General features: G+C 66.5%; 13 protein-coding genes. 9 read left to right on the top strand and 4 right to left on the bottom strand.

Translation table 11 applies throughout. The annotated features are described in order from the left end of the window. Positions 1-76: 76 nt before the first annotated feature. Positions 77-625, bottom strand: a complete 549-nt coding sequence (locus tag ACX3O0_RS15355) for a type 1 glutamine amidotransferase domain-containing protein (protein WP_459108313.1) — start codon at positions 623-625, stop codon at positions 77-79. Between the two features lie 188 nt (positions 626-813). Here ACX3O0_RS15355 and ACX3O0_RS15360 point away from each other — a divergent pair, with 188 nt between their 5' ends. The 3 genes from ACX3O0_RS15360 to ACX3O0_RS15370 all read left to right on the top strand — a co-directional run bounded on the left by ACX3O0_RS15360 (position 814) and on the right by ACX3O0_RS15370 (position 4,358). Further along, a complete protein-coding gene (locus tag ACX3O0_RS15360; protein WP_459108314.1) occupies positions 814-1,176 on the top strand; it encodes a hypothetical protein in 363 nt (120 codons plus the stop codon). A gap of 210 nt (positions 1,177-1,386) precedes the next feature. After that, on the top strand, positions 1,387-3,537 hold the full coding sequence (locus ACX3O0_RS15365) for a M64 family metallopeptidase (protein ID WP_459108315.1): 2,151 nt from the start codon (positions 1,387-1,389) through the stop codon (positions 3,535-3,537). A 23-nt stretch (positions 3,538-3,560) separates the two neighbouring features. Then, the gene (locus ACX3O0_RS15370; protein ID WP_459108316.1) at positions 3,561-4,358 is read left to right on the top strand and encodes a hypothetical protein; all 798 of its coding nucleotides are present in this window, start codon (positions 3,561-3,563) and stop codon (positions 4,356-4,358) included. A gap of 3 nt (positions 4,359-4,361) precedes the next feature. On the opposite strand, the gene ACX3O0_RS15375 is transcribed toward ACX3O0_RS15370, so the two are convergent. Beyond that, positions 4,362-4,856: a COG4315 family predicted lipoprotein gene (locus tag ACX3O0_RS15375; RefSeq protein ID WP_459108317.1), complete on the bottom strand. Its 495-nt coding sequence runs from the start codon at positions 4,854-4,856 to the stop codon at positions 4,362-4,364. A 125-nt stretch (positions 4,857-4,981) separates the two neighbouring features. Between ACX3O0_RS15375 and ACX3O0_RS15380 the strand changes: the two genes are divergently transcribed. The 5 genes from ACX3O0_RS15380 to ACX3O0_RS15400 all read left to right on the top strand — a co-directional run bounded on the left by ACX3O0_RS15380 (position 4,982) and on the right by ACX3O0_RS15400 (position 10,897). Next, positions 4,982-5,572, top strand: a complete 591-nt coding sequence (locus ACX3O0_RS15380; protein WP_459108318.1) for a hypothetical protein — start codon at positions 4,982-4,984, stop codon at positions 5,570-5,572. Between the two features lie 309 nt (positions 5,573-5,881). After that, positions 5,882-9,364 (top strand): TM0106 family RecB-like putative nuclease, encoded by a 3,483-nt coding sequence (locus ACX3O0_RS15385; protein ID WP_459108319.1) that lies wholly within the window; start codon positions 5,882-5,884, stop codon positions 9,362-9,364. Positions 9,365-9,608: 244 nt separating this feature from the next. Then, positions 9,609-9,959: a VOC family protein gene (locus tag ACX3O0_RS15390; protein ID WP_459092689.1), complete on the top strand. Its 351-nt coding sequence runs from the start codon at positions 9,609-9,611 to the stop codon at positions 9,957-9,959. Positions 9,960-10,014: 55 nt separating this feature from the next. After that, the gene (locus tag ACX3O0_RS15395) at positions 10,015-10,476 is read left to right on the top strand and encodes a hypothetical protein (protein ID WP_459108320.1); all 462 of its coding nucleotides are present in this window, start codon (positions 10,015-10,017) and stop codon (positions 10,474-10,476) included. 49 nt (positions 10,477-10,525) lie between these two features. Continuing rightward, on the top strand, positions 10,526-10,897 hold the full coding sequence (locus ACX3O0_RS15400; RefSeq protein ID WP_459108321.1) for a YccF domain-containing protein: 372 nt from the start codon (positions 10,526-10,528) through the stop codon (positions 10,895-10,897). Between the two features lie 13 nt (positions 10,898-10,910). On the opposite strand, the gene ACX3O0_RS15405 is transcribed toward ACX3O0_RS15400, so the two are convergent. Further along, on the bottom strand, positions 10,911-11,564 hold the full coding sequence (locus ACX3O0_RS15405) for a M50 family metallopeptidase (RefSeq protein WP_459108322.1): 654 nt from the start codon (positions 11,562-11,564) through the stop codon (positions 10,911-10,913). A gap of 483 nt (positions 11,565-12,047) precedes the next feature. Between ACX3O0_RS15405 and ACX3O0_RS15410 the strand changes: the two genes are divergently transcribed. Next, positions 12,048-12,233, top strand: coding sequence for a hypothetical protein (locus tag ACX3O0_RS15410; RefSeq protein ID WP_459108323.1), 186 nt, complete (start codon positions 12,048-12,050; stop codon positions 12,231-12,233). A gap of 67 nt (positions 12,234-12,300) precedes the next feature. On the opposite strand, the gene ACX3O0_RS15415 is transcribed toward ACX3O0_RS15410, so the two are convergent. Further along, complete coding sequence (locus ACX3O0_RS15415; RefSeq protein WP_459108324.1) at positions 12,301-12,651, bottom strand: YciI family protein; 351 nt, start codon at positions 12,649-12,651, stop codon at positions 12,301-12,303. Between the last annotated feature and the right edge of the window lie 47 nt (positions 12,652-12,698).

Raw genomic sequence — 12,698 nt, forward strand, 5'->3', positions numbered from 1 at the left:
TCCCTTCGACAAGCTCAGGGAGCGGGGGTCGCTCAGGGAGCGGGGTCGCTCAGGGAGCGGGGGCTCAGGAATCGCGCTATGCAGTCTGCCCGGCGTGCTCTCCCTCGGCGAACTCCTCCACTATCTTCGCGTTGAACGCCGGCAGATCGTCCGGCCCGCGGCTTGAGACGAGTCCCTGGTCGACCACAACCTCCTTGTCCACCCAGTCAGCACCCGCGTTGCGCAGGTCGGTCTTCAGGCTTGGGTACGAGGTGAGTGTGCGACCACTCACCACCTCGGCATCCGTCAGAATCCACGCACCGTGGCAGATCACGCCGACCGGCTTGTGCTGGCCGAAGACAGCCTTCACGAACGAGACGGATGCGTCGTCCATCCGCAGATGGTCCGAATTGATGACGCCGCCAGGCAACACCAAGGCGTCGAAGGCGGATGCGTCGGCATCGCCAGATATCACGTCCACCGACTGGCCATGACCATTCTTGCCCTCGATGGAACCGGACAGCGGCGAAACCAGAACGGCGGAGGCGCCGGCATCCGTCACCGCCTGCCACGGGCTCGTCAACTCGGAATCCTCGAAACCGTTGGTGGCGAGGAACGCGATCGTCTTACCGGTCAGGCTCGGCATGGGAACTCCTTTGCTTGAGATTCCACGGTACGGCGACGAGGTTGCCGGCCGAGCGAATCCCACGAAGCTTGCAGGGAGTAGTCAGGCCGCAAGAAGAATTTTCTTGACCCCGGCTCAAACCTGAGTATTGTCGTTGTCACCCGTTTGGGGGGTGCGGCGTCCATATCGCAAACCCTCAAGGAGTAATCGTGTTCAAGAAATCCCTCATAACGGTCGGCATCGCGGCCGGGCTCGTCTTTGTACCCACGGCCGCCTACGCCCTGGACTGCGTCAACGTCTCACGTCCGCCGGCCGCATGCGGCTCGGACTGTACCGACGGGCCCGTCTTCAAAGGCAACTGGGCCTGGCTGCCCAGCGTCTTCCCGGGAGCCCCGGAAGGATGGGTGTTCGTTCCTCCGGGAACCGTGCCGGATCTGCCGGGCGCGAACGGGAACTACCAGAGTGGGGAAGGCTACGCGTTGCTGGTGAATGCCATTTGCGACTCCCAGGGTTCCGTGCTGGTGAACCGGCAGACCGAGCACGGGATCCAACTCATGGAGGGTTGCGCCTAGAAGCCGCTGGTCTCCAGACATCGCTGACGCCGGGCATCCGCCCCTGTGGGAAAGCGGATGCCCGGCGACGGCGGCACGCAGCTTGTCGATCGCGTCGGGGATCAGGGGTAGGTGTCGAGAGTCGCCTCGGGGCGGTCAAAGTCGCCCTTGTGGTGGAGGCGACGGGCGCGCATACTTTCCCGCACGCAGACCGAGCAAAGGAGCTCCGTCATGGCCAACAGCCGCACCGTCCTTCAGGACGTCGGGTCGAGCGGCAAGACGCTCGCAATCTTCGGGGACGGGTTCGCCGCCGGTGCCGACCAGACCATCTACAACAATTACGTGCGCGACGAGGTCATGCGCGACGTCTTCCTCCGCGACGCCTTCAACGAAGACATCTCCGCGTGGAACATCGTGCGCGTCAACCTCGAATCGAACAATTCCGGCGTCAGCACGCGCAACTGGAACCTGATGGGCACCCCGAGCAATCTCGCTGACGACACCTTCACCGAGAACATCGTCGACACCGCCCTCGATATCATCTCGAGCGGCGAGTGGTGGCACAACTGGTTCGAGGATGGCGAAGACACGGCGTGCAACCTGCTGCTTGCCCGCGCCATCTGGGCGCCCCATGCTGACTTCGTGCTCATCGTCGTGAACTCGACGCGTTCCGGCGGGCTCCGTTCCGGAGACGTGCTCAAAGTCACCACCCAGGAGTCGGCCGCCGTCATCGCCCATGAGTTCGGCCACGGGTTCGCCAACCTGGCCGACGAGTACAGCGCCACCGGCAAGGGGGCGTACACGGGCTCGGAGCCGGGCCGGGTGAACGTGACGATCGAGACCAGGCGGTCCAAGATCAAGTGGCGTCAGTACATCGCGCCGGGCACCCCGGTGCCGACCGGCACGGGCGCAAATTCCGGGTACACGGCGGGCACCAAGCCGGCCGGTTGGGACGACCAGACGGATGCCGGCCTGTTCGAAGGAGCGAACACCTTCGAAACCGGAATCTACCGGCCAGCCGTCAACTGCCGGATGCGCCACAACGCCGACGAGTTCTGCCCGGTCTGCTACACCGAGATGAAGAAGCAGCATCACGATGAGACGGGTCGCACCTTCCGCACCACGGTGACCGGCCGGTTCACCGGCACCGGGCGCAGTGAGTTCTTCGGCATCGACCGTCGCGGGCTCAGCCTCTATCGGGCCGACGGACCTCGGTGGGAGCACGTGCGAAGCACGGCCGGCATCATCCCCGGAGGTTGGGGCATCCGGCCCGGGGATGTCTATATCGCCGGCGACTTCGACGGCGACGGCCGCGACGAACTGGTCGTCTACAACCCCACCTGGTGGACCATCCCGCTGCTCGGCCTGATCAAGGTGGCGGCCGATGGCAGCCTGCGGCTGATCCGCCGCTACGACGCCGATATCCCGGGCTGGGGCGGGTTCGCCCGCAATGACCGCTTCCTGGTCGGCGACTTCGACGGCGACGGCCGCGACGACCTGCTGGTGACGAACTTCACCGACTGGTCCATGCCCTACGTCGCCACCCTGATCTCCACCGGAACCGGGTTCACTCTCACCCGGCGTTACGACGGGGACATCCCCGGCTGGGGCGGCATGCGCCGCCGCGACCAGGTGCAGCTCGGGGACTTCTCCGGCAGCGGACGCAGCGACGTGCTCATCTGGAACGCGGAGGACTGGTCATCCATCTACCTCGGCCTGTGCCGGATGCAACGGGGTGGGCTGCGGTGCATCCGCATGTACACCGACGACCTGCCGGGCTGGGGCGGCTTCGCCAAGCACGACCAGATCTACATCGGCGACTTCAACGCGGACGGCCGCGACGACCTCTACCTGTTCAACGGACGGGACTGGTCCGAGGCCTACCTCGGGATGTTCCGCTCCACCGGCAGCGCCTTCGCGTATCAGCGCCGCTACGACGGCGACGTTCCCGGCTGGGGCGGCATGCGCGAGCACGACCGGTTCCTGCCGGTAGACCTCACCGGCGACGGGCGCATCGGACTGTTCGCCTGGAACATGGTCGACTGGGGCCCGAAATACGCCGGCCGGATGCGGTCCACCGGCACCGCGCTGGTCGCGGACTGGCGGGAAGACTGGGTGGGCGAATGGCACCTCGGCAGCCTCGACCGGTTCACCGCGGTACCGCCGGCGGCCCGGCGCATTGTGGTCACGGATATCGGCGACCGCGCCCCGGTGATCTCCCGCCGCCTCGCCACCGACCACATCCTGGTGCCCCGCGGCCCCGAGCGGGTGATCGCACACAACCGGGACTGGCTCGGCACCATCCGCACGGCCAGCCCGCTCACCCTCGACAGCATCTACTACCGCTGGGTGCACAACTACCGGCACGGCCGCAACTGGTGACCGTTGCGGTGGAGGGATAGACAATGGACGAGACCGAGCGCAGCAAGAAGCGCGTAGAAGAATTCGACGAGAAAGCCGCCACCGAGCATCCGGCCGCATCGAATGGGGTGGCTGCCGACTCGCTCAAGGGCCGGCCGCTCGAGCCGGAACTGAGCGGTCGGGCGAAGCCGTCAGTGGCGGATGCCACGAAGCAGGCCGCGCAGTCCGACCGTGAGGTCGGCAGGGGAGACCTGCCGCTGCCCCCGGAAGCGGATGCCGACCTCGAGTCGGTTGACGGCCGGAGCCTCGGGCTGCGCCTGCAGGTCATCGGCGACAAGATCACGGTGCTCGACTCTCTGGAGGTCGACGTGCTCACTGTGATCCCGGAGCGCGTGCGGGGGACCGACTTCCTCGCGGTGCAGAGCGGGGACGAGATTCTGGCGATGAAGCCGCTGATCGACCCGGGCATCGCCGTGGGCATCCCCGACCGGAACGACACCGAATTCCGCGGGCACCGGGAGATGGTGCTCGACACCTACGAGCTCACGGTGCTGCTGCCGCTCGACGCGATCGAGCGCCTCACCGCTCGCGACCTGCAGGGCTCTCCGGACCGCACCGACCAGCCGGAGAGCGCGGTGGAGATCGTCATGTACCGCTCCGCGGAGACGAGCGAGATGCAGCCGGGGCGGCAGGCCGCGATCCGGGGGCGCGATGACCTGGAGGTCGTCGCATCCTCCGGTCAGCTCACCCTGGACACCCTACGCGGAACCGGCTGGGCCGACGCCAGGCGCCGGCGGGACGACGTGAAGCCGCGGCCGAAGCAGGAGGATGTGGAGGAGTAGCGACTACTCGCTGATCTTCTCCCCGGCCGGGTTGAGCACCCACCAGACGTTGTTCATCGCCTGCCCGTTTACGTCCCCGGCAGCGGTGTCGCCGACGAAGTAGTAGAGCGGCCAGCCATTCAACGTGACCTGGGTGGAGCCGTCCACTCCGGTGATGGTGCCCACCTCGCCGGTGACGCCATCGACTGCGGGAGCATCAGCATCCGTGGTCACGGCCGGCCAGTTGGTCGCGCACTCGCCCTCGCACGTGCTGGTGTCGCCACCCTGGGTGTCGTTGTCGAACATGTAGACGGTCATGCCCTCGGCGTCGACGACGATCTCGCCAAGGTCGGAGTCCGCGGTCATCAGCTCGGCGTCACCGGTCTCCGGTGTGGTCGGCGCCTCCTCAGTGGTGCCGGTGTCAGCGGGCGGGGGAGTGGTGTCGCCTCCGCCGGTACAGCCGGTCAGCAGCACGGCCAGGGTGGCGACGGCCAGACCGGATGCGAAACGTGTCTTCATGGTGAACCTCCAGATATGTCGAAGTCAGGGGTGCAGAGAAAACACGAGATTGGGGCGCGAAAGGTTCAGGGGGCGATGCTGTGCCTTTGAATGACGTTCAATAAAGCTATGATATCTTTGGTTTTATGAAACCGAGGGTTCCGTTGCTGTCTCCGCTGTTGCGTTCAGACACGCAGGGCCGGATGCTGGCGGCTCTCTATTTGCACCCAGAACGTGAGCAAACTGCCACCGCTCTCGCGCGCGAGTCGGGGGTCAGCTTGCCCACGATCCTGCGCGACATCGATCGTCTTACTGTTGCGGGCTTCGTTTTGGAGCGGACCTCCGGCCGCAACCGATATCTGAGAGTGAACCAGTCGCATCCGATCTTCTCGGCCGTCGCTGAGGTGCTGCGATACTCCTATGGGCCGTTGGCAATACTCCCCGAGATTCTCGCGGCGGTACCCGGGGTGGAAGAGGCGTACCTTTTCGGGTCGTGGGCGGCGCGCTATCTCGGTGAGCCTGGCGGTGAACCGAACGACGTCGATGTCGTTGCCATAGGCAACCCTGATCGCATGAAGGTATTTGAAGCTGCTTCCACTGCAACCACCCGCATCGGCCGTGAAGTGAATATTCGTGCGATCAACCGTGCTGACTGGCAAGAAGCGCGAGACGTATTCGTGCGAACGGTGAAGGGCGGCCCCCTCGTAGAGGTGCCGCTCGGAGGTGCCGCTTCGTGATTTCTCGTTGGGAGCAAATGCAGAACAGCTACGACCTGTGGGTCGAGCGTCAGAAACCTCCTCCGCCTGTCTCCCGCCTCGTACCGATTGGGCACGACGCTCCCGACCACACCGCCGGGAAATTCGCCGAGTGGTTGACCCGCAACCCGGCGCCGGCTCGCACTTCCCTGTCTCCAGCCGAAATCGACCGACAGGTCGCGTCCGAGCGTGAAGGCTGGGAGTGATCCACCTCGATTCCTTAGAAGTCAGGCCTGTCGGCGGCATCCGCTAGCCTCCGAATAGCGCAACATCCCGCTCAAAGGAGGCTCGGTGTTCCTCAGCGACACGGGTGGCGGCACCGTCGTCTACACCAGCGCCAGCGACCTCACCGTCGCCTCCAAGTGCGAGTTCGCCTTCCTGCGGGGGCTGGATGCCCGGCTGAAGCGCATCGAGGCGGTCGCGCCGAAGCCCGACCCGATGCTGGAACGCGCCGGACGCCTCGGCGACGAGCACGAAGAACGCAAGCTCGAGCAGTACCGTGCCGAGGCGCAGGTAATGGAGATCGAGCGACCGGATGTTCGTGATTCCGCCGCGCTCGCGGCCGCCGCCGAGCAGACCCGCCGTGCCTTCGAAGGCGGTACCGAGGTCGTCTTCCAGGCCACCTTCCATGACCCGGGTTTGCCAGACACTGCCGGCCGGATCGCGTTCCTCGGGTTCGCCGACTTCATCGTACGCACCCCCGACGGCCGTTACCTGGTGCAAGACACCAAACTCGCCCGCAGCGCCCGCGTCACCGCCCTGCTGCAACTGGCCGCCTACGCCGAACAGCTGGAACGCATCGGCATCCCCACCGCCGACACCGTCGAACTGCTGCTCGGCGACGGCACCGTCAGCGAGCACCGCCTGCGCGACATCGCCCCCGTCTACCGCAACCGCCGCGACCGGCTGCACCGCATCATCCGAGAACGCCTCGACGGCAACCACTTCGTCGAATGGGGCGACCCGCGTTACGCGGTTTGCGGGCACTGCGACGTGTGCGAGGCCGAAATCGAGGCCAGCCGCGACGTACTTCTCGTCGCCGGGATGCGCGTCACCCAGCGCGCCAAACTTAGCTGTGCCGGCATCCGCACCATCGACCAGCTGGCATCATCCGCCGACCCAGTGGACGGCATCGGCGACGCCGCTCTCGCCGGCCTCCGCACCCAGGCGCAGCTGCAGCTCGAAGCCATCCCCGAGTCCCCGCCGCCCTACCTGGTGGCGGATGCCGCCGTGCTTGCCGCCATCCCCGAACCAGACCCGGGCGACCTGTTCTTCGACTTCGAGGGCGACCCGCTCCACACCGAGGGCGACGCCACCCGCTGGGGGATCGACTACCTGTTCGGCATGGTCGACCGCGACGAACAGTTCACCGCCTACTGGGCGCACACCTTCGCCGAGGAGAAGCAGGCCCTCCGCGACTTCCTCGACGACGTCGCCCGCAGGCGCGCGCTGAACCCGGGCCTGCACATCTACCACTACGCCTCCTACGAGCGCACCCACCTGTCCAGCCTCGCCGCGCGTCACGGCATCGGCGAAGACGAGGTCGACCAACTGCTGCGCGAACACGTGCTCGTCGACCTCTACCCGATCGTGCGCAAAGCGGTGCGCGTCGGCTCGCCGTCCTACTCGATCAAGAAACTGGAGCCGCTCTACATGGGCTCCGAAATTCGCGATCCGCTCGGTGTGACCAACGCCGCCGACTCGATCACCGAATATGCGGATGCCATGGCGCTCGGCGCATCCGGAGACCTCGCCGCCCAGCAACACAAGCTCGACGAGATCGCCGACTACAACCGCTACGACTGCGTCTCCACGCTGCGGCTGCGCGACTGGCTGCTCGGGCTCGCCCAGCAGAACGGCGTCGCCCCAACCGGTGCGTACGAGGCGGAGGATGTCGCCGAACTCGAGCCGTCACCGCTGCACGACGCGCTCACAGCGCTCGCCGGCGACCCGCTCGACCCGGAGCGCACGGCCGACCAGACGGCCGCCGCCTTCGCCGCCGCTGCACTCGAATACCACCGGCGCGAACGCAAGACGTTCTGGTGGGGGCACTTCTTCCGGCTAGTGCAGCCGGTGGAGGAGTGGGCGGAGACTCGCGACGTCTTCATCGTCGAGCGTGGCGTTGTCGAGACGGACTGGCACCGGTACACGTCGCGGCAACAGAAAGACCGGCGCTTCGTGCGGCTCTACGGAACCTGGGCGCCCGGCTCCACCGTCAAGGCGAGCCCAGACGCGATGCCGTATGCGCTTTACGACCAACCGGCCCCCTTCAGCGACCCGCGCGCCGACCCCGGCGCCCGCTCGGCGCATCCGGTCGAAGTGAAGGAAGTCACCGAGGACTCGGTGCTGATCGAGGAAACCCTTGCCGGTGACGTCTCCGCGCATCGTGCGTTCCCTATGGCGCTCACGCCCGCCCTGCCACCGCCCGCGGGGCAGCAGGTCCCCGCCATCGAGGAATGGGCGCAGGCAATCGTCGACTCCGCCCCGGTGTGGCCGACCGACCCGACGGTCGACATCCTGCGCCGCACCCCGCCGCGCACCCGGAGCGGCTCCCTCGCTCCCGCAACAGGGGAGGAGCTGCCGCCCGCGGTGGTCGCCAGCCTGCTCGACCTCGACCACTCCTACCTCGCCGTGCAGGGGCCACCCGGGACAGGGAAGACCTACCTCGGTGCCCGCGTCATCGCCGAACTGGTGACGAAGCACCGGTGGAAGATCGGCGTCGTGGCGCAGTCGCACGCGGTCGTCGAGAACCTGCTGTGCGAGATCGTGAAGTCCGGGCTGCCCCGGCACCTGGTCGGCAAAGTGCTCAAGGACGCGAACGCGGATGTCGCGTTCACGCCGCTGCCCAAGAACGGGCAACTCCTGTTCGCCCTCGAGAACGAGACCACCGGGTTCGTGGTCGGGGGCACCGCCTGGGACTTCTCCAACCCGGCCCGGGTTCCCCGCCGCTCACTCGACCTGCTCGTCATCGACGAGGCCGGGCAATTCTCGCTCGCCGCGACGATCGCCTCCGGTGTCGCCGCCCGTAACCTGCTGCTGCTCGGCGACCCACAACAACTGCCGCAGGTGAGTCAGGGGCTGCACCCTGAGCCGGTCGACGGGTCAGCCCTCGGCTGGATCAGCGACGGCCACGACGTGCTGCCGCCCGACCTCGGCTACTTCCTCCCGGCCAGCCGCCGAATGCATCCGGCCGTCACCAAGCCGGTCTCCGAACTCTCGTATGAGGGTGCGCTTCACGCGCATCCGGATGCTTCGGCACGGCATCTCGAGGGTGTCGCACCCGGGCTGCACATCGTCCCGGTGCGGCACGAGAGCAACTCGGTGGAGTCACCGGAAGAGGGCGACCGCGTCGTCGCACAGGTGCGCAGCGTGCTCGGACTCGCCTGGAGCGACCCCAGCGAGAGCCGTGACCGGGAGCCGCTGACCCAAGAGGGCGTGATCGTGGTGTCGCCGTACAACGCGCAGGTGGCACTGGTGCGGCAGGCGCTCGACGCGGCCGGCTACGAGGGGGTGCGGGTCGGAACGGTCGACAAGTTCCAGGGCCAGGAGGCGGTGATCGCGATCGTGACGCTGGCGGCATCCGCCCCCACCGAAGTGCCGCGCGGAATGTCGTTCCTCATCATGCGCAACCGCCTCAACGTGGCCATCTCCCGCGCCAAGTGGGCGGCGTACCTGCTCTACTCGCCCGACCTCGTCGACTACCTGCCGCCCACCCCCGACGGAGTCGCCGAGCTGAGTGCCTTCATCACGCTGGTGGAGCATCCGGCCCCCTGAGCACCCGCTCACCAGCCCGCCCCTTCCGGAGGTCACTCCGCACTGAGGCGCCTCGACACTGAGGCGACTCTGCCCTGAGGCGACTCCGCCTGGACCTTCCCCCTCTGTCGCTAACGACGGCCATTCGGTCCGCCACGCCGCCGCGGGTGCTGCGACACGCGGAGGATCGGTAGCGCATCCGTGGGAAGCGACAGTTGGCCGCCGGAAAGTGGCGAGTGTCGGCAGCCGCGCTAGCCTCTCAGCCATGACACTCAAATGGGAACAAGTTGTTGTCGACTGCCAGAATCCCGCAGTACTCGGTCGCTGGTGGGCTGAAGCTCTCGGCTGGGAGATCATCGACGAAGACGACGACGAGCTGGAGCTGAAGGACCCGAACGGATCCGGTCCGACCCTGCTTTTCATCGAGGTTCCGGAGAGCAAGACCCTCAAGAACCGCCTGCACCTGGACTTCGTACCGGACGATCAGGATGCTGAGGTTGCCCGCCTGGAAAAGTTGGGCGCCCGCCGCATCGACATCGGGCAGGGCGAACCGACCTGGGTGGTTATGGCCGACCCCGAAGACAACGAGTTCTGCGTGCTCTCCGCTCGCCCATAACTGCGGCTGTGGATAACTGAAGGCGGATGTCGGTGGCCGGCGCGACCGTCGAAGTATGACAACTGCGCGCCACACCATCAACGAAATCCTCCAGTCCTTCTTCGCCAGCCAGACCTCCGGCAAGAAGGGCCTCACCCTCCGCCGCATTCACGACGTCGAGGTGCAACTCCGCCGCTGCATTGAGTCGGAAGCGGAACGCATTCTGGTCACCTCCGACTTGGCGGTGCTCGCCGCCGAGCGCCAGTTCGACCCGGAGGGTGCCGTCGCCCGCGTCATGCACGCGGACGACCTGGTCTTCATCCTGTCGATCTTCGTGCAACTGGAGTGGCAGCCATCCGACCTGGTTCAGCGCCGCGTGCAACTGCGGATCACCGAACAGCTCGTCGGCAATCTGGTGCGCCGCCGACTCATCGACCGCTCGAGTTTCGCCTGCCCGATCCTCGACATCGAGCTTGGCGCCCAGCGGGGTCGAGCCGAGGTGCGGCGACAACAGCAGCAGGCCCGGGCGCCGTTCTAAGCGGCAGATTCGCAGCGGGTACCAAGCCGCGGCGGGGAGGATGACTCACATGAAGACGATCCTGAACGTGCTCTGGCTGGTGTTCTCCGGGTTCTGGCTGTTCCTCGGCTACATGCTCGCCGCCGCCATCATGTGCGTGCTGATTGTCACCATTCCGTGGGGGATCGCCGCGGCCCGCATCGGCGTCTACGCGCTGTGGCCGTTCGGCAAGACGGTCATCGACAAGCCCACCGCGGGCCTCGGGTCGCTCCTCGGCAACCTGATCTGGCTTGTCCTTGCCGGCTGGTGGCTTGCCGCCGAACACGTGATCAGCGGCGTTCTGCTCTGCCTCACCATCATCGGCATCCCGTTCGGCATCGCCAACTTCAAGATGGTGCCCGTCGCGCTGCTGCCGCTCGGCAAAGAGATCGTCGACAAGTAGCACGGCAGCATCGCTACGAGACGCGCGGCAGGATGTACGCCGTCACCGCGAAGAACACGCACGCCCCGATGATGGCCGCGAACAGGGCCAGCCACAGCGGCGAGGGGACGCCCGTCCTGCGGAACAGCAGGTAGGCATCCGACGTCTGCAACTGGGTCCGGCGACTGGTGTGCACCGCGATCACCCCGAACAACCCGCGCACCGACCCGACCAGGAGCGCGATGCCGAGTACCAGCAGGGCGTAACTCTGCACCTCCGCTGTCGCGTAGAACCACAGTGCCGCACTAGCAGCAGCTGACAAGAGCACCACCAGCACCCCGAACGCGTTTCGGATCACCAGCAGCGTCAGCAACAGCACCACCCCGCCGGCGAACAGCGCGATCGAGGTGTACCCGGTGAACACGCACCACAATTGCGCGGCACCCACCACCGCCGGGGCGGGGTAGCCCATCACCCCGCTGATGACGGTGCCGAGCACACCGCGCCCACTGCTCAGCGCATCACCCGAATGATTGCGACGGATGCGGATGCCGTGCACCACCCTTCCAGTCACGATCGCCGCGACAGCATGGCCGAGCTCATGCACCAGCGTGGTGAACAGTCCGAACCACTGCCAGGTGGCGCGGGGAACGCTGAGGGCGGCGGCCCCGGCGAGGATGGCGAGCATGACCGGCGCGGAGACATCAATCGGCTCAGCAGGGGCGAGGAGGGAGTTGAGGAAGTCGATGCGTCCAGTCTCGCAGGAGAAACGCCGAAAAAAGTTCTAGCCAAAGGCGGCATGAGGTGAGTAGTATTACTCGAGTTGCGCCGCATTCAGGCCGCGCCGGAAGTCAGAGAGGAGGGGGTACCCGTGATGAACACCATCGCAAACCGTGCCGCGATTGATATCGCGTTCTGCACCTCCCTCCGCCCACTCTTCACTTCCACCCCGCTCACCGCGTAACCGTTCATCGGAGCGCAGAGCGCTCAACCGATGAGGTTAACCGATGACTATTTCCACGTCCGGGCCAATGTGCCCGACCCTCCACTCGTCCGCCCGCACCGCCGGGCCAGCACCGAGGGATCGCCGACCGGCCTTCCGGGCATCCGCCCCCACCGGTCGCCGCACCCCCACCATCACCCACGACTTATCCCATGAAGGAGCAAGACAATGTCGGAGTACCTGACATACACACTGTGGAGGCAGCGCGAAGAGCGGATGCCCCGCGAACTGGAGCACCAACGCGTCGCCCACGAGCGGATGCTCGAGCAGGAGCAGCAGCTCCAGGAGCTCGTCGTCCCGACCGAACTCGAGGTGCGGCCCAGGCCAGACGAGTATGTGCTCGTTGACGAGTAACAACGCGAACCGCGAACCGGCAGTGACGAACCAGTCACTGCCGGTTCGTCTGTTAAGCCCGGGGACTTCAGGGCCGCTGCGACCCCTCCATCACCCGGCGCACCTCGACCGCAGCGCCGATGACCTCGGCGAGGGAGCCCGCAATCTCGTCGGCCCGCTCCGCGCTCGAGACCTTCACCACCCAGAACCTGGACAGCGGGAAGCCGCGGCCGGTGATCGAGCCGTGGTGGAACCGCCGCCGCCGATCGACCACGGTGGCGCCGCCGCCGTCCTCCAGGATCTCGGAGTAGACCAGTTCACCAGTGTGGGCCAGCTCGTTGTCGAGCTTCGCCGCGAACGCGGTGACGTCCTCAGCCCACTCCGGCGGGCGGGAGTGCAGGTCCTTCTCATCACCGAACACCATGATCATGAACTTCATCGTCACTCCTCGCGCGTTGCCGGCGGATGGTACTACCAACTGTCGCA

It is taken from the genome of Homoserinimonas sp. A447, from assembly GCF_054489325.1.